The organism is Nonomuraea composti (assembly GCF_012034275.1).
Taxonomy (GTDB): domain Bacteria; phylum Actinomycetota; class Actinomycetes; order Streptosporangiales; family Streptosporangiaceae; genus Nonomuraea; species Nonomuraea composti.
Window position 1 is genome coordinate 1 of sequence record NZ_JAATEP010000035.1, and the last position, 19,743, is coordinate 19,743.

General features: G+C 70.2%; 19 protein-coding genes, 1 tRNA gene and 2 pseudogenes. 10 read left to right on the plus strand and 12 right to left on the minus strand.

The annotated features are described in order from the left end of the window. Positions 1-221, plus strand: a pseudogene (locus HCN51_RS37590) (glycosyltransferase); the annotation flags it as partial. On the opposite strand, the gene HCN51_RS37595 reads toward HCN51_RS37590, so the two are convergent. Beyond that, a complete protein-coding gene (locus HCN51_RS37595) occupies positions 203-1,231 on the minus strand; it encodes an ArsR/SmtB family transcription factor (protein WP_168016552.1) in 1,029 nt (342 codons plus the stop codon). The pseudogene HCN51_RS37590 and the gene HCN51_RS37595 sit on opposite strands and share 19 nt — an antisense overlap. A 71-nt stretch (positions 1,232-1,302) precedes the next feature. Here HCN51_RS37595 and HCN51_RS37600 point away from each other — a divergent pair, with 71 nt between their 5' ends. Next, positions 1,303-2,487 carry an MFS transporter gene (locus tag HCN51_RS37600; RefSeq protein WP_168016554.1) on the plus strand — a complete coding sequence of 395 codons (1,185 nt, stop codon included), beginning with the start codon at positions 1,303-1,305 and terminating at the stop codon, positions 2,485-2,487. On the opposite strand, the gene HCN51_RS37605 is transcribed toward HCN51_RS37600, so the two are convergent. Continuing rightward, complete coding sequence (locus HCN51_RS37605; protein ID WP_168016556.1) at positions 2,477-3,133, minus strand: sulfotransferase family protein; 657 nt, start codon at positions 3,131-3,133, stop codon at positions 2,477-2,479. The two genes, HCN51_RS37600 and HCN51_RS37605, sit on opposite strands and share 11 nt — an antisense overlap. A gap of 122 nt (positions 3,134-3,255) precedes the next feature. Between HCN51_RS37605 and HCN51_RS37610 the strand changes: the two genes are divergently transcribed. From HCN51_RS37610 to HCN51_RS37620, 3 genes are all read left to right on the plus strand, one after another. After that, positions 3,256-4,992, plus strand: coding sequence for a hypothetical protein (locus HCN51_RS37610; RefSeq protein ID WP_168016558.1), 1,737 nt, complete (start codon positions 3,256-3,258; stop codon positions 4,990-4,992). Beyond that, positions 4,989-5,369, plus strand: a complete 381-nt coding sequence (locus HCN51_RS37615; RefSeq protein WP_168016560.1) for a hypothetical protein — start codon at positions 4,989-4,991, stop codon at positions 5,367-5,369. Before HCN51_RS37610 ends, HCN51_RS37615 begins: the two co-directional genes overlap by 4 nt. 71 nt (positions 5,370-5,440) lie before the next feature. Further along, positions 5,441-7,249: an alkyl/aryl-sulfatase gene (locus tag HCN51_RS37620; RefSeq protein WP_168016562.1), complete on the plus strand. Its 1,809-nt coding sequence runs from the start codon at positions 5,441-5,443 to the stop codon at positions 7,247-7,249. Between the two features lie 81 nt (positions 7,250-7,330). On the opposite strand, the pseudogene HCN51_RS60225 reads toward HCN51_RS37620, so the two are convergent. Both HCN51_RS60225 and HCN51_RS37625 read right to left on the minus strand, forming a co-directional pair. Continuing rightward, positions 7,331-7,648, minus strand: a pseudogene (locus HCN51_RS60225) (DUF6114 domain-containing protein); the annotation flags it as partial. Beyond that, entirely contained in the window at positions 7,639-8,235 is a 597-nt protein-coding gene (locus HCN51_RS37625; protein WP_168016564.1) for a DUF6230 family protein, read from the minus strand. The pseudogene HCN51_RS60225 and the gene HCN51_RS37625, both read right to left, overlap by 10 nt. A 336-nt stretch (positions 8,236-8,571) precedes the next feature. Here HCN51_RS37625 and HCN51_RS37630 point away from each other — a divergent pair, with 336 nt between their 5' ends. Continuing rightward, a complete protein-coding gene (locus tag HCN51_RS37630; protein ID WP_206068350.1) occupies positions 8,572-8,763 on the plus strand; it encodes a bacteriocin immunity protein in 192 nt (63 codons plus the stop codon). A 116-nt stretch (positions 8,764-8,879) separates the two neighbouring features. Here HCN51_RS37630 and HCN51_RS37635 read toward each other — a convergent pair whose 3' ends face one another. Next, complete coding sequence (locus HCN51_RS37635; RefSeq protein ID WP_168016566.1) at positions 8,880-9,263, minus strand: hypothetical protein; 384 nt, start codon at positions 9,261-9,263, stop codon at positions 8,880-8,882. 620 nt (positions 9,264-9,883) lie between these two features. Between HCN51_RS37635 and HCN51_RS37640 the strand changes: the two genes are divergently transcribed. Next, the gene (locus HCN51_RS37640; RefSeq protein ID WP_168016568.1) at positions 9,884-10,372 is read left to right on the plus strand and encodes a hypothetical protein; all 489 of its coding nucleotides are present in this window, start codon (positions 9,884-9,886) and stop codon (positions 10,370-10,372) included. 14 nt (positions 10,373-10,386) lie between these two features. Here the strand turns inward: HCN51_RS37640 and HCN51_RS37645 are convergent, their stop codons facing one another. The 3 genes from HCN51_RS37645 to HCN51_RS37655 all read right to left on the minus strand — a co-directional run bounded on the left by HCN51_RS37645 (position 10,387) and on the right by HCN51_RS37655 (position 12,330). Then, complete coding sequence (locus tag HCN51_RS37645) at positions 10,387-10,806, minus strand: hypothetical protein (protein WP_168016570.1); 420 nt, start codon at positions 10,804-10,806, stop codon at positions 10,387-10,389. A gap of 128 nt (positions 10,807-10,934) precedes the next feature. Beyond that, positions 10,935-11,411 carry a hypothetical protein gene (locus HCN51_RS37650; protein ID WP_168016572.1) on the minus strand — a complete coding sequence of 159 codons (477 nt, stop codon included), beginning with the start codon at positions 11,409-11,411 and terminating at the stop codon, positions 10,935-10,937. A gap of 220 nt (positions 11,412-11,631) precedes the next feature. Next, the gene (locus HCN51_RS37655; RefSeq protein ID WP_168016574.1) at positions 11,632-12,330 is read right to left on the minus strand and encodes an SDR family oxidoreductase; all 699 of its coding nucleotides are present in this window, start codon (positions 12,328-12,330) and stop codon (positions 11,632-11,634) included. A 229-nt stretch (positions 12,331-12,559) separates the two neighbouring features. Here HCN51_RS37655 and HCN51_RS37660 point away from each other — a divergent pair, with 229 nt between their 5' ends. After that, positions 12,560-13,459 (plus strand): helix-turn-helix transcriptional regulator, encoded by a 900-nt coding sequence (locus tag HCN51_RS37660; protein WP_168016576.1) that lies wholly within the window; start codon positions 12,560-12,562, stop codon positions 13,457-13,459. 334 nt (positions 13,460-13,793) lie between these two features. Here HCN51_RS37660 and HCN51_RS37665 read toward each other — a convergent pair. Next, positions 13,794-13,875, minus strand: a tRNA-Tyr gene (locus tag HCN51_RS37665). 326 nt (positions 13,876-14,201) lie between these two features. Between HCN51_RS37665 and HCN51_RS37670 the strand changes: the two genes are divergently transcribed. Continuing rightward, complete coding sequence (locus tag HCN51_RS37670) at positions 14,202-14,708, plus strand: YajQ family cyclic di-GMP-binding protein (RefSeq protein ID WP_206068353.1); 507 nt, start codon at positions 14,202-14,204, stop codon at positions 14,706-14,708. A 313-nt stretch (positions 14,709-15,021) separates the two neighbouring features. Then, on the plus strand, positions 15,022-15,492 hold the full coding sequence (locus HCN51_RS37675) for an NUDIX domain-containing protein (RefSeq protein ID WP_168016578.1): 471 nt from the start codon (positions 15,022-15,024) through the stop codon (positions 15,490-15,492). A 33-nt stretch (positions 15,493-15,525) separates the two neighbouring features. Here HCN51_RS37675 and htpX read toward each other — a convergent pair whose 3' ends face one another. From htpX to HCN51_RS37690, 3 genes are all read right to left on the minus strand, one after another. After that, positions 15,526-16,377, minus strand: coding sequence for a zinc metalloprotease HtpX (gene htpX, locus HCN51_RS37680; RefSeq protein WP_080043569.1), 852 nt, complete (start codon positions 16,375-16,377; stop codon positions 15,526-15,528). A 177-nt stretch (positions 16,378-16,554) separates the two neighbouring features. Beyond that, positions 16,555-18,165 carry an NADH-quinone oxidoreductase subunit N gene (locus tag HCN51_RS37685; RefSeq protein ID WP_168016580.1) on the minus strand — a complete coding sequence of 537 codons (1,611 nt, stop codon included), beginning with the start codon at positions 18,163-18,165 and terminating at the stop codon, positions 16,555-16,557. Next, complete coding sequence (locus tag HCN51_RS37690; protein WP_168016582.1) at positions 18,162-19,724, minus strand: NADH-quinone oxidoreductase subunit M; 1,563 nt, start codon at positions 19,722-19,724, stop codon at positions 18,162-18,164. The genes HCN51_RS37685 and HCN51_RS37690 overlap by 4 nt, the downstream gene beginning before the upstream one ends. Positions 19,725-19,743: the final 19 nt, after the last annotated feature.

Genomic DNA, 19,743 nt, shown 5'->3' on the forward strand with positions numbered 1-19,743 from the left:
TGCCGCAGATGGTGGACCAGCCGTACTACGCGGGGCGGGTGGCCGCGCTGGGGATCGGGGTGGCGCACGACGGGCCAGTGCCGACCGTCGCGTCCCTGTCGGCGGCGCTCGGGACGGCGCTGGCGGCCGGGACCCGGGCGCGGGCGGCGGCCGTGGCGGGCGAGGTCCGCTCGGACGGGGCGATGGTGGCCGCGAAGCTGCTTCACGAAGGAGTGGCGTGAGCCCCTGAGGTGCCTGCCCCTTTTGTTCCGGCCCCTTTTGTTCCGGCCCCTGATGCCTCCACCAGCACGTCCCCCGCCGCCGTCCGCACATAGAGGACCGACCGCCCGGCCCGCCGCCGCTCCACCAGCCCCGCGTCCAGCAGCACCCGCAGGTGCCGCCCCACGGACCCGAGCGCCTGCCCGGTCACGGCGACGAGCTGGGTCGTGCTCATGGGGGTGCCCAGGAGCACCAGCACCCCGGCCCGCGCGCCGCCGACGAGCGCCGCGAGCCCGGCCGGTGCGGGCCGCCGGTCGTGGTCCTCGGCGAGCACCCCCAGGCACGGGTAGACGAGGGCGTACCGCTCCCGCCCCTCCCACGACACCCACCCGGCCCGCGGCGTCACCGGCATGAACAGCAGCTCCGCCCCGGCGGCCACCTCACGGGGCGGGTACGCGTTCATGTTGACCTGGAAGCGGCTCTCCCCGAGCCACCGCGTGCCGGGCCGCAGCGAGTCCAGCACGGCCGCCCAGCCGCCCTGGCTCACCCGCGCCGTCCGCGCCACCATGTCCGCTTCGAGGATGCGCCGGCGGCGCCGCCAGTACGGTCGTACGGTCTCGTCCCAGACGTACGTCAGGAGGGCGGCCGCCCGCCCGGGCAGGTCGTCCCGCTCCAGGGCGGCGGGGAGCGGGCCGCGCAGCGAGACGCGCAGGTTGTCGCGCGCCTCCCGCGCGCCTGCCGCCCGCACCCGGGCGACGGTCTCCTCGAAGCTCTCCCCCTCGCACGAGGTGGGACAGAAGAAGTCGGCGATCCAGGACGCGCCGAGCGCCGCCCGCACGATCAGCGCCGCCACCGGGTCGTCGGCGAGGCGGGCGCGGTAGCCGGGCAGGTGCGCCCGCAGCCACGCCGCCTCGCCCGGATGCCGGCCGGCGCCCGCGTGCAGCAGCTTCAGGCTCGCGAACGTCTCGGCGAACGGCGACAGCACGAACCGGCTGCGGGCCAGCGTGTCGGTGTCGATCTGCCACAAGCCCATCCGTGTACGACCTTTCGCGCGCCGGCGAAACAGTAAACACGGTCCGGGGGCCTCTCCGAGACTTCGTACCCATGCGCAGCTACCGAGCCCTGCTCCGCACCCCGGAGTACACCCCGTTCCTGCTCTCCTTCACCGCCCACTCCTGCGCCCAGACGATCGGCGCCCTCGCCCTCGGTACGCTGGTCTTCCGTGCCACCGGCTCGCCGTTCCTGGCGGCGGTGAGCATGTTCGGGCCGCAGCTCGCGCAGCTGGTGGGGGCCGCGTTCCTGCTCTCGGCCGCCGACCGCCTGCCGCCGCGGGTGATCCTGTGCGGCCTCTCGCTCGCGTACGCGACCGGCGCGGCGCTGCTCACCTGGCCCGGCCTGCCGGTCGCGGCGATCTTCGCCGTCCTCCTCACGCAGGGGCTGATCGCGTCGCTGGGCGGGGGCGTGCGGTCGGGGCTGCTGACCGAGATCCTGCCGAAGGACGGCTACGTGCTGGGCCGTTCGGTGTTCAACATGGTGTCGGGGCTGACGCAGGTGGCCGGGTTCGCGGTGGGCGGCGCGCTGCTGACGTCCCTCACACCGAGGACGTGCCTGATCCTGGCCGCGGCACTGCACGTGGTGTCGGCCCTGGGCGCCCGCCTGGGGCTCACGGCCCGCCCGCCGCGCGCCGCCGGGCGCCCGTCCGTCTCGGCGACCTGGCGGGCCAACGCCTTCCTGTGGTCCGCGCGGCCCCGGCGCCTGGCGTACCTGCTGTTGTGGATCCCGAACGGCCTGGTCATCGGCTGCGAGTCGCTCTACGTGTCGTACGCCCCCGCGTTCGCCGGGACGTTGCACGCGTGCGCGGCGCTCGGCATGTTCCTGGGCGACGTGGCCGTGGGGCGCCTGGTGCCGCCCGCATGGCGTCCCCGTCTCGCAATCCCGCTGCGCCTGCTGCTCGCGGCACCGTACCTGATCTTCGTCCTGCGGCCGGAAGGGGCGGCGGCGGCCGTCGTGGTCGCCGTCGCCTCCGCCGGCTTCGGCGCGGGCCTGGTCATCCAGGAACGCCTGATGTCCCACACCCCCGCCGGCCTCGCCGGCCAGGCCCTCGGCCTGCACTTCGTCGGCATGTCCGCCGTGCAGGGCCTCTGCGCGGCCCTCGCCGGCGCGGTGGCCCAGCTGACCTCGCCGGCCGTGGCGATGACGGTGCTGGCGGCCGGCTCGGTCGCGGTGACGCTGACCCTCGCGGCACTGGGCCGGCGGGCGTTGTCCGACCTGGTGCCGGTCAGCGCCTGATGCGGGCCTGCGCCTGCGCCGTGGTGTTCTCGTGCGGGAACGGCTCGTCGGGGACGGGAACGCCGAGCGCGGCGCACACCGGCTCCCACCCCTCCGACGGCTGCCACTCCAGCAGCCGGTGCGCCGGCACCGTGGCGCGGACCTCGGCGAGCTGCCGCTCGTAGGCCGCGACGATCCGGTCACGGTCGTTCGGATCGCCGAACGCGCCACCGAACAGCGCCCGGATCACCTCCTGCATGGCGTCGGCCTGCTCGGCGCTCCCGGCGAGCAACGGCGGCCGCTCACCCGCCGGGCTTCCGCCCATCAGGTGGCGGGCCCCCTGCAGCACCGTGCGGTCCATGCTCTCGTACCAGCGCTCGGGGCTCTCCCGCCGCGACAGCAGTACCAGCGCGTCCGGGTACGCGGCGGACAGCTCCCGCCAGAACCACGACACCGGCCAGTCCACCCCCGCCGCGTACCCCGCCAGGAACCCGCCCCAGTCCGGCAGCGTCCCCGCACAGGCGTCACGCCACACGGCGGCGTCGCCCGGCCGGGCGAACAGCTCCTCCATGTGGTAGCAGGGCGCCCCGAGCAGCCGCTCCAGCGCCTTCCGCAACGACGTCGTCCCCGTACGCGGGAACCCCGCCCCCACCACGCGTAGGCCCATATCGACCCCTTCCTCCAGACCCTGCCTACCACGAGGCATACCAGAAACGTTATTCCGTAGTCGTACGATTACGGATCGCCTAACGTGTATGAGGCTGATCTCTCCGTCGAGAGGAGCCGGGCATGCACACCAGTCCTTCCCAACCCCCGCCGGCCACCTCGCAGGCCCCCTCCGGCACCGCCATGCGAGACGCGACCCGGTACATGTCGGTCGCCGCGTACCTCGACCCGACGTACCGGGAGGTGGCGCTGCGCGAGCTGGTCCGCAACCGGCACCGGGGCGTCGCGCCCTCGCACGGCGGCTTCGACGTCGTGCCCGTGCTGCGGCACTGCCTGCGGGCGCGGTCGTTCCTGCTGGCCCGGGAGGTCGTGCTGACCCTCGTGCTCGTCCTCGGCCTCCTTCTTTTCGCCACGGGCACTGTCCAATGGCTCGCCATGGCCCTCGCGTTCGCCCTCCTCACCGTGCGACCGATACGCGGGCTTCCCTGGCCGCACAAGCTCATCGCCTGGCTTATCTTCTCGACGGTCCTGGCGGTGGCGGCGGGCCTCGTGCTCGCGGCTCTCATCTCCGCCCGGGTGTTGCTGGGCGGGGAGATCACCTTCGTGACGTACGATGCCGCCGGGCTGTTGGTGCAGTGGCCGATCATGGCGCTCGTCACCCTCGGCGTCGCCATCGCCTACCGCATCGCCGTCTACCGCGTCATCGGCCGCGACCTGCGTCCGGGCGCGCCGCCGCCGTCCGGCCCGGCCGCCGGCGACGAGACGGAGCAACGGCTGCAGTGGATCGGCGCGGCCCAGCACGGCAACATCACGCTCTACTCCGGGCGCAACCCGTTCCTCGGCGCGGGCGACACGGCCCGCGCCTGGACCATCGCCGTCGAGATGGACCGGACGGCGGGCGCGCACAACGGCTCGGGGCCGGTGCGCCCGCTCGTCGAGATCGACCCGCTGGAGCTGCACACGTTCGTCCGCGAACGGCTGGAGCAGATGAGCGCGCAGTCCCACCCGGCGGGCATCATCAACCTGCGCATCCGCGACCAGATCGTCGCCGGCGGCCGGTTCAACCAGCTGCACGGCTGGAACGGCGCTGGCCCCGCGCTGCACCCCCTGGTCGACTCCAAGCAGCTGCGCCCCTGGACGAACCTGCCGGAGCAGGTCGTCTCCGCCGTGATCCGCAGCCCCCAGGCAGGGGCGCGGCACTACCAGCGGCTGGACATCAACTCGGAGGGGCCGAGCGTGCTCGACCCGTCGGGCCGCATCATCATCCCGGCGGAAGACCGGGGGACGTCGGTCACCGCGTTCGTGCACCTCGCGGTCGAGGGGCGCATGCTCTACACCGAGTTCGTCGTCACCGTGCTGCCGCCCGCGGCCAAGGCGTACCGGCACGTGGACGAGCTGCCGCTCTCCTCGCCGCCGCTCCTGGCGTACCACGCGCTGCGCGGGAGCGTCCTCTACCTGTTCCGCGACATCGTCGCCGCGCCCGTGCGGCTGCTGCGCATGGGGTGGCAGTCGTTCCGGCACAGCATCGGCGTGGACGACCCGCGCGCGTACACCGCCTATGACTACGGCGCCCGCCTGAGCCTGCGCGAGCTGGGCGCGGCCGAGCGGGCCGACACCATGATCCACGAGCTGGACACCTTCAAGTACACCAAGCTCATCGAGGAGCGGCTGACCTCGGCCGTGCTCGACTTCCTGGAGGACAAAGGCGTCGACACCACCGCCTACCGGCGCCAGGCCACCGCGGTCTCCATCTCCAGCACCACGCACTACAGCGGCAGCTTCCAGGGCGGCCAGTTCGGCGGGCCTGGCTCCCAGTTCGTCCAGAACACCACCGAGCAGCGCGGCGAGGGCAAGTCATGACCGACGACAGCTACACCTACAGCGGGACGTTCACCGGCAGCCAGTTCGGCGGCCCCGGCTCCCACTTCACCCAGCACGTCACGACATCGGGCCAGAGCGCCGCCGGCCCTGACCCGGACCTGGTGCGGCTGGAGGCGCTGCTCGCCGACCTGATGACGCGGGTCGCCGCCCGTTCCGACGAGATCGACCACCCCGAACGGGCCGGCCGCGACGCGCAGGAGCTCCTCGACGAGGCCGCCCGCCCGGCCGCGGAGCGGGACACGAGCCGCATCGCGGACGCGTTCCGCCGCCTGCGCGACCGGCTCCGCCCGGTCGCCGACTTCGCCGACTCCCTCGCCAAGCTCGCCGACCTCCTGACCAAGTTCCTCCCTTCCTGAGCGCTCACGGGACGGCAACATTTGAGCGTTCGCTTGCCCTCATCACAGGCGATGCCGGGCACCACCGTCGCATGGCAGACCTTCCCTTCCACGACCGGACGGACTTCGACGACGCCGACCGCGGCTTCGTCGCCAAGCTGACCCCCGCCCTGATCAGGGCGGCCGACGGCCAGGTCGTCTGGGACAACGACGCCTACGCCTTCCTCGACGCCGACTGCCCGCCCACCGCGCATCCCAGCCTGTGGCGGCAGGCGCAGCTCTGCGCCAAGCAGGGCCTGTACGAGGTCACCGACGGCATCTACCAGGTACGCGGCCTCGACCTGGCCAACATGACCCTCGTGGAAGGCGAGCGCGGCGTCATCGTCATCGACCCGCTCATCTCCACCGAGTGCGCGGCCGCGGCCCTGCGGCTCTACCGCGACCACCGCGGCGACCGCCCGGTCACCGGCCTCGTCTACACCCACTCCCACGTCGACCACTTCGGCGGCGCCAGGGGTGTCACCAGCGGCGACGGCATCCCCGTCATCGCCCCAGCCCGCTTCATGGAGCACGCCGTCTCCGAGAACGTCTATGCCGGCACCGCCATGAACCGCCGCGCCGCGTACATGTACGGCCAGTTCCTGCCCCGTGACCCGGAAGGCCAGCTCGGCTGCGGCCTCGGCATGGGCGCCTCCACCGGCACCGTCTCCCTCGTCCCGCCCACCCTCGACATCACCCGCACCGGCCAGGAGGAGACGGTCGACGGCGTGCGCATCGTCTTCCAGCTCACCCCCGGCACCGAGGCCCCGGCCGAGATGAACTTCCTCTTTCCCGGCCGCCGTGCCCTCTGCCTGGCCGAGAACGCCACCCACAACCTGCACAACGTCCTCACCCTGCGGGGCGCGCTGGTGCGCGACACCCGGGTCTGGGCGCGCTACCTGACCGAGGCCATCGCCCTGTTCGCCGGCCAGGCGGACGTGGCCTTCGCCTCCCACCACTGGCCCACCTGGGGCCGCGAGCGCATCGTCACGTTCCTGTCGCAGCAGCGCGACCTGTACGCGTACCTGCACGACCAGACCCTGCGCCTGCTGAACAGCGGCCTGACCGGCCCCGAGATCGCCGAGACCATGCGGCTGCCGCCCGCCCTCGAACAGGCCTGGCACACCCACGGCTACTACGGCTCCGTCAGCCACAACGTCAAGGCCATCTACCAGCGCTACCTGGGCTGGTTCGACGGCAACCCCGCCCACCTGTGGGAGTACCCGCCCGTCGAGCAGGCCCGCCGCTACGTCGAAGCCTTCGGCGGCACCTCCGCCGTCGTCGCCCTGGCCGGCGGCTACGTTCAGGAAGGCGACCTCCGCTTCGCCGCCACCCTGCTCAACCACGCCGTCTTCGCCGACCCGCGCGACTCCGCCGCCCGCCGTCTCCTCGCCCAGGTCTACACCCGCCTGGGCCACGGCGCCGAGAACGCCACCTGGCGCAACTTCTACCTCACGGGCGCCCACGAGCTGGCCGGCGGCCCGTCACCCGCCGCGACCGACACCGCCCCGCCCGACCTCCTGAACGCCCTCACGCCGGCCCAGCTCTTCGACTCCCTCGCCATCCGCGTCAACGGCCCGTCCGCCTGGACCGAACGCTTCACCATCGACTGGCACCTCACGGACACCGGCTCGGGCGAGCATCATCGCACCACGATGTCCAACGGCGCCCTGATCCACGAGCAGTCCCCGTCCGGCGGCAGCCCCGACCTCACCCTCCGCCTCACCAAGGACCGCCTGCTCGGGCTGCTCGCCGGCGACACCGACCGCGGCCTCGACCACGACGGCGACCTGGCCGTCCTCCAACGGTTGATCGCCGTCCTGGAGACCCCCACCCCGGACTTCGCCATCGTCACCCCGTGACCCGCGCCACCCCCTCACCGCGCTCCGGATGCTGAAGGTGTCGATGCGGTTGTCCGGCTCGCTCTCAGGGGCCCAGGCCATCACCAGCATGCCGCCCACCAGCCCCAGGACCATCCCGACCAGGAAACCGCCCAGATTGGAGTAGACGAAGGACGCCAGGGACAGCACCAGCGCCACCAGCCCGAGAAAGACCCGCTGAGCCGGCTGCGCCCAGACCAGCACCCCTGCCATCACCATGAGCAGCGCGATCAGATAGCTGACCCCCACAGCGCCGAACATGACGGCCACCGGCAAAGCGTCAAGCGCCATCGGAACGGAGAGCAGCTCCACCCCCGCCGCGACGACCAACGCCCCGCCCCAGAACGGCCGCCCCCGCCGCCATCCCGCCCTCAGAAGCATTCGCGCTCCCCCCGCACCACGTCGAGCCCGAGATCCGGCAACCGGAACGTCGCCGCCGTGGCAGCCCGCGGACTCAACCTGAGATCACGAAGCGTGACCGCCGAAGCCTGACTGCCGAACGCCCCGGCCGGCCCCCTGAGCCCGGGCACCTCGTCCAACGTGGCAGCATCCCGCCCCAGCTCCAGCGCCCGGAGATCGGCCCCCGTCCGCCCGGTCTCCACATCGAGCACCAGATCATCGATCGTCACCACGTTCCCGCCCCGCCCCCCGGTGAGCCGCATCGTGACGGGCCCGAGCGGCGTCCTCACCAGCACGCTCTGGCACAGATCGGTCACCACAGCCCGCCGCACCCCGGTGGCGATGACCGGAATCGACCGCCCCGCCCTGTTCTCCACCACCCTGCCGGTCATGGCGAACCCCTGCCCCCGCAACTCCCCCACGGAAAGCTTGAACGCACTACCGGCCACCACGAACGTAGCCCCGATGACCCCCTGAGCCGTGGCACCCACCACCACCGACGTCACCACCGCCACCGGAGCCAAGATCACGGCAAACCGCTTCCACCGCACGCGCCCCTGCTCAGCCATGATCTGGCTCCGCTTCACCCTCGGATACTCGAACGAGCCGGTCAATCACCACGCACGGTGACACTCGGCTCCATTGACGAGCATGAGCGACATCCACCCCGTCCGCCGCCACACTCGCCGCCCCCAACGACGCCCATGACCTGCAACTATCCAAATTTGCCCGAACCCCGGAGCCTCCCGTGGGGTCACGTCAGAGACGCACCTCCTCACTCACCCCGACCCCCGCCCATCCACCCCTCCTCAAGATCCGGGCGATACGATCCACCCCATGGCGGATCAAACCTCCCCGTGGGGTACGGGCTGAGCGTGCACCTGAATCGCGGGGAGGCCGTCTCCTTGGTGCAGCGCATCATGGATGGGGAGTACGCGGACGAGCGGGAACTCGACAGCTGGCTGGAGATACTGGACCGCTCATTCGCATGCCCTTCAGGCCATGTCTCCGACCTGATCTTCTGGCCCTCAACAGCTGAACCAACCCCGGAACAAGTCGTTGCCCAGGCGTCCGCTTACCGCCCCATCGCACTGTGACCACTTACCAAGTTCGCGCGTTGCCGATCGCAGCTTCCGCCACCACACAACGCAGCCGACCCCGTGCCAGCTCAAAGCTCAAGTGAAGTCAGGCGCCCCGACGGGCGCCTGACGTGTCATTCAGAGATGCCATGGTCCTTCAGCCGGGCAATGAGTTCGTCCATGCTCCTGGGCTGGAGCCAGGCATTGCCGCCCGCCGAAAGTGGCTCTCGTCCTCCGACGAGCGCGGTCTGACCACCAGAGCGCTGTGCGGCCAGAACGGGGTCTTCCAGAAGGAGCCCTTGCGGGGGAACCAGCATGAGCTGCGCCGAGCCAGGCAGCTTGGCACCGGGAATGCGCACTGCGCCGGTGAGCGCCTCCTGCGGCAATTCCCTCGGATACGCGAGGATCTTGGTGCCCGACGGCATCGCCTTCTCGAAGTCGGCAACGCTTTTCGCCGGCTTCCATTGGTCTGCCGGCGCAGAGTCGTCGCGGACGACAGCGCCCTGATCCAAGGCCACGTACGCGATCCCACCGGCAATCGTATGCCGGATAGCCGGACTCCGAGACCCGTAAGAGGGAGACGTCGAGTGAGCCGTTCCGCTCACTGCGAAGAAACTCCTGCGCTGATACGGGCGCTTGCGTTCCGCCGGGACCGCAGCCGGACACCATCGTGGCACCCGCGATCAGCAGAGCGGCAGCGAGATACTTTTCACAAGGACATCGTTGACATGCATGTTAAGAGAGTCGAAATGCCTCGCGTGAAGCGAACTCAATAGGCTACGGTCCGTGATATCGACGTGTGCGCGCGTTCCAGGTGCGCTTTCCGAGCTCGAGACAGGCGGGTGACGTGCAGGAGGGCGCGAGTAGCTGGAAGCGCCGGCACGCAGTTTGAGCTGCGCTCCGACTCCTTCTTCCCCGCCTACGCAAACGGCGCCCATCGTGAACGTGCCCTTCCGGGGAGAATGAGCCGCTTCCCTTCGACCGTCACACGATGGCTCACCTCCTGCCAGACCCCAGTGACTGATCGTCACGCATTACACCACTCGGCGGGACGCCATCGACCGACGATGAGCGGATGTCAATCAGAGGCCGAAGTAATCGAGCTGCGACAGCCCCCTCAAGCAGCCAGCATGGCGACATGACAGATCTCCAGTGGGACGAAGTGAGCGAATTCTTCGATCCCGGCTTGATGGGCGCACTGCCCGACCTCTTTGTCCCGGACGCCATCGTCGAGGACTGGCAGACCGTCCTGGACCTGGTCAGAGCACGCGGACGGAAATGGCAGTACTCGCAAGGCGCCACGGCGCTGCCACTGCCCACCGCCGCCGAAGCACTCACTCGCCCACCCGAGGCCGAGACGGCGTCACTACGAGTCTGGCCCGCTCCGGGCGTGCTCGCGATCTTCCGATTCATGTCGGACACCGAAATCGACTTCGACGTCGACCTTCACGAACTGCAAGACCAGAAGGGCGTCGACACCCTCTGCGACTTCCTGCGAGCGATCGGCAGCGAACTCGGCAAGCCGGTGCTGATGACCCCGGAAGGCGGAAGCCAAGAGCACGTGGTCCTCGGTTTCGACCCCGCCGCCGGCAAGGTCGTCCTGCTCGGCGACCAGGCATCCAAGTGACTACCGCCGTACGATCAGGCCAGTTCCAGTAGGTGGGCAGTGGGACTGTAGTCGATCTTCCAGTCCGCGTAGACGCCCAGGCTTCCGTCCCGAAGGCAGCGCAAGCCGACACTGACCCACCGCACCTCACCATCACCGCGCAAGGCGAGCCCCACCGCTACAGCGAACTCCTCGCCTCCACACGGACAAGCACATTCTCCAAGATCCGCCTCATCCACGTGATCGGCGCTGTCAGCGACATAGGAAGCGCCCCCGCACGCGACACAGATCCGTCGGACACAACCTGCATCGTCATCGGCCATGACGTTGAAGTGCCTGCCCGCACATCCGCCGCACACGGCCTCCCTCACTTGCTGAACGGCGTAGCCACCTGCCCGGTATTCACGGAGAAAGCCGGCGAGACCCTCAAGTTCACCTGCCGCATCGGCCGCCATGGCTCACGAGTGTAGGAACCAAGGCATTGGCGACCACCCCGGAGCCGGAGTGCCTCTGCCGAGGCATAGGCGCCGACACGTGACCTACCGACCTGGACGAGATCAGAGCCGCACGCCTGACTGCGATCTCAAGCCTGGAGCCGCGCCCCCTCCTCGCGCCGAATCAACGCCAAGAATGCGACCAACACTGCGCCCGCCACATAGTGCAGGATCGGGCCGTACATGACGATGTCCCAACCACCGAATTCAATGGTTTCCGTACAGCCGTCCAAGCTGATCTGAACGGCGTACGGAATGCTGAACACCCCGGCGATCACCACGAACAGCGCCGCCGTCAGCCACGCGGCGGCGACGCCCCACCTTCCCCGAAGAACGAGAACCGCACAAAGACCAAGCGCCATCACCGTGGTGGGCAAGCCGTTCAAGTCCGCGGAGACGGTGCGCCAGTTGAGCTCTATCAGCCAGCCGATATCCGCAGGAGCCAGTGGCTCGGAGCTCAGCGGGCAGGTAAAGCCCTTGGTCGAGTAGGTCGGCCCTTCGGGGAAGTACAGCGAAAAGGTACGCAAGGCGGGGGCCGCCAGAGCCGCCAAGGTCAGCGAGGGCACGCCCCAGCGCGGGGGAATCGCCGATAACGGAAGCAAGAACGCCGCCAGGTGATCGTGTTCAGGGGCGCCCAGCCTAGATCATCTCTCGCACCCGTTCACACTGGCCCGAAGCTCATCCCTTACGAGAGGAACCCCGCATGTCCCACACGCGAACGTGACCAGGAGGCCTCTGGCCACGTGCCGCTTCCCCTTGGAACACCACAGCTCACGGATCTGTGCCTCAGACGGGCTGGCCGACCGGCCGGATGGTCAGGGTGTTGAGGTCGACGCCGGCCGGCTGGCCGAGGGCGAAGCAGATGGCCTCGGCGACGGGCTCGGGGGACATGGCGATGGGCGGGACGCTGCCTTGCCAGAAAGCGGTGTCGGTCATGCCGGGGTTGACGAGGGTGACGCCGATGCCGCGGCTGGTGGCGTACATGCGCAGGTTCTCAGCCATGCCCGTGACGGCCCACTTGGTGGCGGAGTAGAGGTTGGCGGGGCTGTTCTTCAGGCCGGCGACGCTGCCGATGAGGATCAGCCGCCCGCCCGTGGCCTCGAGGTGGGGCAGGGCGGCGTTGGCCAGCAGGGCGGGGCCGAGGACGTTGGTGAGGACCATCGGCGCCCACAGCTCCGGGTCACCGTCGGCGATGGTGCGCGGGTAGTCGGCGGCGGCGAAACCGGCGTTGGCGACCACGGCGTGCAGGGCGCCAAAGCGTTCCACGGTGCGGGTCACGGCGGCTTGGGTGGCCGGCCAGTCGGCGGCGTCGGCGATGATCCCGAGCAGCCGGTCGGGGTGGCCGGTCTCGTCGAGGAAGGACTTGAGCCTGGTCTCGTCGCGGCCGGTGACGGCCACGCGGTGACCGCGGTCGAGGAGCAGTCGCGCGGTGTGGGCGCCGATGCCGCTGGTCGCGCCGGTGATCAGTACGGTCTTGCCGGTCATGGTCGTACTCCTGAGTGGTGGAGGTCCTGCTGGTGCGTCACAGGAGGGCTCCGACGGGTGATGGGCGGGCCGATCACCACGCCAAGAGCTGGCTGGACCTGACATCAGCAGGTCGCGTCCTCTCTGCTGATCCCAGAAAACCCGTCGCGCCGCACACGAGGCAGAGCGCGCTTATAGGGGAACAAGTTCAACCTCCTTCCCACCGCCACCTGCGCTTACCGTGGAGGACATGGACGACCGGCCCGACAACCGCGCCCAGATCCGGGATTTCCTCACGACCCGGCGCGCCAAGCTGACCCCGGAACAGGTCGGGCTGCCTGCCGGCGGCCGGCGCCGGGTCCCCGGGCTGCGCCGCGAGGAGGTCGCGGTGCTGGCCGGAGTGAGCACCGAGTGGTACACGCGGCTGGAGAAAGGCCACATCACCGGCGTATCGGAAGAGGTACTCGGCGCGGTGGCCCAGGCCTTGCGCCTGGACCAGGACGAACGCACCTACCTGTTCGCCCTGGCCCGCGCCGCCCGCCCCACCCGCCGCACACCTTCCCGCCGCACGGACGCCCAGGTCCCGCCGCCGGTCCAGTGGCTGCTGGACTCCATGACGCTGTCGGCGGCGTGGGTACGCAACGGCCGCACCGACATCGTCACCTGCAACGCACTGGCCCGGTCCCTGCTCGCCCCGGTCTTCGACAGCCCAGCCACCACCCGGCACGCCCGTACCAACCTGGCCCGCTACGTCTTCCTCGACCCGGCCTCGCAGCAGTTCTTCGTCGACTGGGACGAGGCCGCCGCCGTCAGCGCCGCCCTGCTACGCGCCGAGGCCGGCCGCGAACCCCACGACCGCGCCCTGCGCGACCTGGTCGGCGAGCTGTCCACGCTCAGCCCCGAGTTCCGCAGCCAGTGGGCCGCCCACGACGTCCGCATCCACCATGCTGGCCACAAGCGACTGTGGCACCCGCAGGTCGGCGACCTGGAGCTGACCTACCAGTCCCTCGACCTGCCCATCTCCAACCGGACGGTCTACGGCCTCACCATCTACACCGCCGAGCCAGGCAGCACCTCAGAAGACCGCCTCAAGCTCCTGGCCAGCCTGACAGCCACCCCTCCGGCCCACCCCACCAACCGTCCACGCTGAAGCGCGCCGACCCGCTTACCGACGCAGCCAGACGGGCACTCACCAACGAACCTCGGAGACCCCGCGACCGGGGCTGAGGAGGAGATGGAGTGCCTACACAGGACGTTGCGGTGGGCGGGCCGAGCGGTGCCGGAGGTCCTTGACCGGCAGGCCCCAGGCGCGCAGAGCTGGTCAACTGTGGCTAACAGGTACGTCAACCACAGCGGGGTCGTTCAGAAGAAGCTACAGGCCGCCCAAGCGCTCACGCTGGTAGCGCATTTCGACGAAACCAGCCGGACACAACGAGAGGCCCGTCACCGCGTTTCCGCTGGTGACGGGCCCCTTCCCGCTGGTGTGGCAGGTGCAAGGTTCGAACTTGCGTAGGCTGAGCCGACGGTTTTACAGACCGCTCCCTTTGGCCACTCGGGCAACCTGCCGTGTCTTCCGCTCTCGCGGCGACAGAAAGAAGAATAGCGGACTTCGGAGGTGTACGTGACACCGGTTTGTCCCGAGGCGAGTCTGAGTCGTCCTTGCCGCACCTCCACGACTCCTTCGCCGGCCGATGAGGTGGCCCCGATGTGAGGCCGGCGGGGCGTCGCCTCGCTGACGAGTGAGGGTGGGGCGGGGGGGTCGGGGGTGGGGGGATGGTTTGTGGAGGGGGCAGTAAGGGGGCGTGGTCCTGCACGGCGGGCCGATGCTGGCTAGGCTCGTTCGCTGGGTCCGGGCGTACGTGGGCCGGGCCGGATACGCCGCAGCTGAGAGGATGGGTGCATTGGCCGATTCATCTTTCGACATCGTTAGCAAGATCGACCGCCAGGAGGTCGACAACGCGCTCAATCAGACGGTGAAGGAGATCGGACACCGCTTCGACTTCAAGGGCACCGGGGCGAGCATCAGCTGGTCCGGGGCCGGGCAGAACGTCATCGAGATCAAGGCGAACAGCGAGGAGCGGGCGGGTGCCGCGCTCGACGTGTTCAAGGAGAAGGTGGTCAAGCGGGGCCTCTCTCTGAAGATCCTCGATGCGGGTGAGCCCAAGTTGTCGGGCAAGGAGTACCGGATGCTGGTCAGCCTGAAGGAGGGCATCGACCAGGAGAACGCGAAGAAGATCTCCAAGCTGATCCGGGATGAGGGGCCGAAGGGGGTCAAGGCGCAGATTCAGGGCGAGGAGCTGCGGGTCAGCTCCAAGAAGAAGGACGACCTTCAGGACGTCATCGCGCTGCTGAAGGGCAAGGACCTGGACATCGCCCTGCAGTTCGTGAACTACCGCTAGTTCGAAGGCATGCTGCTGTACGGCTCGGCTCTGAGCCAGGCGTGCGACGATCGCGGAGAGCGTGTCCGGGACACAAAGCCACAAAGCCCCAAGGCGAAGGATCTCGTGTCCCGGGACGCTCCGCAGGCCGCAGGCGACGGTGCCGATGTCCTGTCAGCGTCGGTGCCGCTTTCGGTGCCGGTGTCTGCGCGGCCGCGTGGGTGCGTGGGCGCGTGACCGGTCAGTGGTTCTGGTTGTCTTTCGCGCCAGCCCCGCGGCGGCTTCGGCGTGGTAGCGGGGGCTTTGGCGGGGCTTGACCGTATGCTCGGTTGATGTGACGAAGATCCCTTTGCGCCGGTTCACGGCACGTGTGCTGCCCATTGACGAACGAGGTCGGGTTCTCCTGCTCCATGGCTTCGACCCCGCTCAGCCGGAGCGGCGGTTCTGGTTCACGATCGGCGGAGCCGTGGAGGACGGCGAGACGCTGCAGGAGGCGGCGGCACGGGAGCTGTACGAGGAGGTCGGGATCCGGGCCGGGGTGGAGGAGTTCACGGGGCCGCATGCCGAGGCGCTGATCGAGTTCGAGTGGGGTGAGTACGCGTTCACGCAGGATCAGGCGTTCTTCGCGATCCGGGTGGGCGAGGCGGCCGCCGTGTCGTTCGATCACATGGAGCAGATCGAGAAGGACACGACGATCGAGCACCGGTGGTGGAGCGAGGAGGAGCTCGAAAGCACCACGGAGGTCGTTCATCCCGCGGATCTCGCGACGCTGCTGCGGAAGATCACCACTGAAGAGACGGAATGAGCGGTTGAGCTGCGGAACGGCCCGCGCGGGCGGTCAGCGGCGGTAGCCGGCCATGCGCTCCAGGCGGGCCACGCGCTCCGAGGTGGGCGGGTGGGTGGAGAACAGGCGGCCGAAGCCGGAGCCGCTGAACGGGTTCGCGATCATCATGTGCGAGGCCGACGTGAGGCGGCTGTTCTCCGGGAGGGGCAGCCGGCGGGCGCCCAGCTCGATCTTGCGCAGGGCCGAGGCGAGGGCCAGCGGGTCGCCGGTGAGCCGGGCGCCCGACTCGTCGGCCTGGAACTCGCGGGTGCGGGAGATCGCCATCTGCACCATCGTGGCCGCCACCGGGCCGAGCACCATCATGAGCAGCGCGCCCAGAAAGCCGGGGCCCTCGTCGTCGTCGGAGCCGCCGAAGAAGACGGCCACGTAGCTGAGCCACGTGATCATGGTGGCGAACGCGCCGGCGACCGAGGAGATGAGGATGTCCCGGTTGTAGACGTGGGACAGCTCGTGGCCGATCACGCCGCGCAGCTCGTTCTCGGTGAGCAGCTTGGTCAGCCCGTACGTCACGCACACCGCGGCCTTCCTGGGGCTTCTGCCCGTCGCGAAGGCGTTCGGCTGCACGGTCGGCGAGATGTACAGGCGCGGCATCGGCTGCCTGGCCTGCGTGGAGAGCTCGCGGACGATCCGGTAGAGGGTGGGCTGCTCGACCTCGCTGACCGGTCTGGCCCGCATCGCGGACAGCGCGATGCGGTCGGAGAAGAAGTAGGCGACGCCGTTGCTCACCAGCGCGAGCACGAACGCGATCCGCGCACCCGCGCCGCCGCCCAACCACGCGCCCCCCGCGATGATCAGCGCCGACAGCCCGCCGAGCAGGATGGCGGTACGCAGACCGTTGTGGTGCAAGGTTCCCCCTCTCGTGGTCCGGGTTCACCCCGTCCAACGATCCGGACCCGGTGCTTCGTTCCCCGCCGTGCTCAGCTGAGGGCGGAGCGCGACCTCCCGGCCCGGCGTCCCCTCGTGCCGCAATCAGCCCGGCCTCTCGTCGTGCCGCAATCAGCCCGGCGTCCGCTCGTTCCGCACTCAGCCCGAAGCGGACAGGGAGGTGAGGTCCAGGACGAGCTGGGGCGCGACCGAGAACAGCACGGCCGCCGCCAGCGCCAGCCCCACGGCCAGCCAGGCGGTCAGGGGCGGCCGGTACGGGGACGGCTCCGGCCGGCCGGGCGGCGTGAAGAGGCGGGCCGTCCAGACGGCGTAGTAGTACAGCCCGATCACGGTGTTGACGGCCATGACCACGGCCAGCCACCCGGCCCCGCCCCCGACGATCTCCCGGAACACGAACACCTTGGCGAACAGCCCCGCCAGCCCCGGCGGCAGCCCCGCCAGGCAGACCAGGCAGAACGCCAGCGTGACGCCCGCCGCCGGGCGGCGCAGCGCGAGGCCGCGGTAGTCGTCCAGCTCGTTGCGGGCCGCGACCCTGGACACGAGCATGACGACGGCGAACGCGCCGAGGTTCATGGCGGCGTAGATGACCAGGTACGCCATGGACGTGCCGACCGCGCCCGGAGCGGTGGCCGCGACCGCGAGCGGCGCCAGGATGTAACCGGACTGCGCCACCGACGACCAGGCCAGCAGGCGTACGGCGGAGCGCTGGCGCATGGCCAGCAGGTTGCCCGCGGTCATGGTCAGCGCCGACAGGACCGCCACGATCGGCGTCCACGTGCCGGCCTGCCCGGACAGGGCGGTCACCAGGACGAGGATCAGCCCGGCGAATCCGGCCGCCTTCGAGATGACCGACAGCAGCGCCGCCACCGGGACGGGCGCGCCCTGGTAGACGTCGGCCGCCCACGAGTGGAACGGCACAGCGGCGATCTTGAAGGCGAACCCGGCCACCACGAGGACCACGCCCACCGTGACGACCGCCGGCAGGGCCGTCGGCTGCCCTCCGAAGACCTCCCGGACGACCGCTGGCAGGTCCGTCGCCCGCCCTCCGAAGACCTCCCGCAGGCGTGACAGGTAGACCGAGCCGGCGATGCCGTACAGAAGAGACACGCCGAACAGCATGATCGCCGTGGACACCACCGACACGACGAAGAGCTTCACGGCCGCCTCGGACGAGCGGCCGTCGTAGCGTTTGAGCGCGGTGAGGGCGAAGACGGGGAGCGAGACCAGCTCCAGGGCCACCACCAGCATGATCAGGTCGCGGGAGGCCGGCAGGGTCACGGCGCCGACGAGGGTGCACAGGAGCAGGAAGTACCACTCTCCGACGGGGATGGCGCCGCCCGCCAGCTCGGTCATCGACATCAGGACGATCACCACGGCGGCCACCAGCACCATGCCGGCGAACACCAGCGTGAACCCGTCCGCCACGAACGAGCACAGCGTCCCGGATCCGGCCAGCCCTGGCGGCACGCAGAACGTCGAGCGCGGTGAGCCGCCCCCGAGCGCCTGCGCGACCACGAATCCCAGGGCGACCAGGATGCCCGCCAGCGTGACCAGCCCCAGCCCGGTCGCCGTGCCCGGCCGCGGGGGAAGGGCCGGGCTTGTGCCTGAGGGAAGGGCCGCGCCCGGGCGTTCGGCGCTGATCGTGCGCGGGCGTGCGGGCAGGAACGCGTCGAGCAGCAGCACCAGCCCCGCCGCCAGGGCGAGCACCAGCGGCGGCGCGATGACGAAGTAGTCGATCTGCTGGATCATGAGAGGGCTCCCAGCAGGGCCTGGACGGGCGGCGTGGTCAGCGACAGCAGGAGGCCCGGCCACAGGCCGAACAGCAGGATCAGGACCACCAGTGGCGTCCAGGCGGCCAGCTCGTACCCTCTGACGTCACTGGGCGCGAGGCTCACCGCGATGGGGCGCTCGTCAGGTGCCTCGTGGTGCTCGGCGGAGTCCCGCGGCCGGCCGTGGGTGACGCGGGACAGCATGACCAGGAAGTACGCGGCCGTCAGCACCGCGCCGAGCCCCCCGATCACCATGTACGTGAGGAACAGCCCGCGCGGCAGCCCGTTCGCCGGCTGGAACGCCCCGAACAACGCCAGCATCTCCCCCCAGAACCCGGCCAGCCCCGGCAGCCCCAGTGACGCGATCGACGCGAACGTCAGCATCGAGCCCAGCCGCGGCATCGTCGCCAGCATCCCGCCGCCGAGGGCGGGCATCTCGGAGGTGTGGTAGCGCTCCTTGACCGCTCCGGCCAGGAAGAACAGCAGGCCGGTGATCAGGCCGTGGGCGACGTTGGCGAACAGGGCGCCGTTGACGCCGACGGGGGTGAGCGTGGCGAAGCCGAGCAGGACGAAGCCCATGTGGCCCACCGACGAGTAGGCGATCATGCGTTTCAGGTCGCGCTGGGCCAGGCAGGCCAGGGCGCCGTAGACGATGCCGACCACGGCGAACGCCCCCAGCCACGGCGCCACCGCCGTCGCCCCCTCGGGCAGGACGGGGATGGCGATCCGGGCGAAACCGTACGTGCCCATCTTGAGCAGCACGCCCGCGAGCAGCACCGAGCCGACCGTGGGGGCCTCGGTGTGGGCGTCGGGCAGCCAGGTGTGCAGCGGCCACATGGGGGTCTTGACCGCCAGGCCGATGCCGATCGCCACGAACGCCAGGATCTGCAGGGATCTGGGCATTCCCGCGCCGTGTGCGGCGGTCAGTGCCTCGATGTCCAGTGTTCCGGTCTGGGCCCAGACCAGGAGCAGGCCGAGCAGCATGACGACCGAGCCGAGCAGCGTGTAGAGGATGAACTTGATCGACGCCGCCCTGCGCCCCTCGCCGCCCCAGACGCCGATCAGGAAGTACATCGGGATGAGCACGATCTCGAAGAAGACGAAGAAGAGCAGCAGGTCGAGGGCGAGGAACGTCCCGATCATGCCGACCTCGAGCACGAGCAGCGTGAACATGAGCGCCCTCGGCCTGGCGCTCATGAACCCGCCGGTCGCCCGCGCGCGCCCCCAGCACAGATAGACGAAGCAGAGGAACGTCAGCAGCGCCGTCAGCACGATCAGCGGCAGCGAGACGCCGTCCACGCCCAGGTGCAGGCGCAGCCCGAGCCCCGGGATCCACGGCAGGTCGAGCTCGAAACGCATGCGCGCGGGCCCGCCGTAGTCGTAGAGCGCCAGGAGCGCGAGGCTCAGGGCCAGCGTCACGCCCGAGAAGATCAGTCCGTACGCCGGGAGCACGCCCCGGAACGTACGCGGCGCCAGAAGCAGCAGGAGGGCGCCCAGCAGGGGGACGGCCAGGAGCGCGACCGGGATCCAGCCCATCATGCGACCCCCAACGGTTCGG

Bases quoted from the DNA above. Each gene is read 5' to 3' on its own strand.
- HCN51_RS37645 (WP_168016570.1), bottom strand. From the start codon at position 10,806: ATGGCGGCCGATGCGGCAGGTGAACTTGAGGGTCTCGCCGGCTTTCTC.
- HCN51_RS37615 (WP_168016560.1), top strand. From the start codon at position 4,989: ATGACCGACGACAGCTACACCTACAGCGGGACGTTCACCGGCAGCCAG.
- HCN51_RS37605 (WP_168016556.1), bottom strand. From the start codon at position 3,133: ATGGGCCTACGCGTGGTGGGGGCGGGGTTCCCGCGTACGGGGACGACG.
- HCN51_RS37670 (WP_206068353.1), top strand. From the start codon at position 14,202: ATGGGTGCATTGGCCGATTCATCTTTCGACATCGTTAGCAAGATCGAC.
- HCN51_RS37640 (WP_168016568.1), top strand. From the start codon at position 9,884: ATGACAGATCTCCAGTGGGACGAAGTGAGCGAATTCTTCGATCCCGGC.
- HCN51_RS37685 (WP_168016580.1), bottom strand. From the start codon at position 18,165: ATGATCCAGCAGATCGACTACTTCGTCATCGCGCCGCCGCTGGTGCTC.
- HCN51_RS37620 (WP_168016562.1), top strand. From the start codon at position 5,441: ATGGCAGACCTTCCCTTCCACGACCGGACGGACTTCGACGACGCCGAC.
- HCN51_RS37690 (WP_168016582.1), bottom strand. From the start codon at position 19,724: ATGATGGGCTGGATCCCGGTCGCGCTCCTGGCCGTCCCCCTGCTGGGC.
- HCN51_RS37595 (WP_168016552.1), bottom strand. From the start codon at position 1,231: ATGGGCTTGTGGCAGATCGACACCGACACGCTGGCCCGCAGCCGGTTC.
- HCN51_RS37610 (WP_168016558.1), top strand. From the start codon at position 3,256: ATGCACACCAGTCCTTCCCAACCCCCGCCGGCCACCTCGCAGGCCCCC.
- HCN51_RS37625 (WP_168016564.1), bottom strand. From the start codon at position 8,235: ATGGCTGAGCAGGGGCGCGTGCGGTGGAAGCGGTTTGCCGTGATCTTG.
- HCN51_RS37655 (WP_168016574.1), bottom strand. From the start codon at position 12,330: ATGACCGGCAAGACCGTACTGATCACCGGCGCGACCAGCGGCATCGGC.
- HCN51_RS37600 (WP_168016554.1), top strand. From the start codon at position 1,303: ATGCGCAGCTACCGAGCCCTGCTCCGCACCCCGGAGTACACCCCGTTC.
- HCN51_RS37660 (WP_168016576.1), top strand. From the start codon at position 12,560: ATGGACGACCGGCCCGACAACCGCGCCCAGATCCGGGATTTCCTCACG.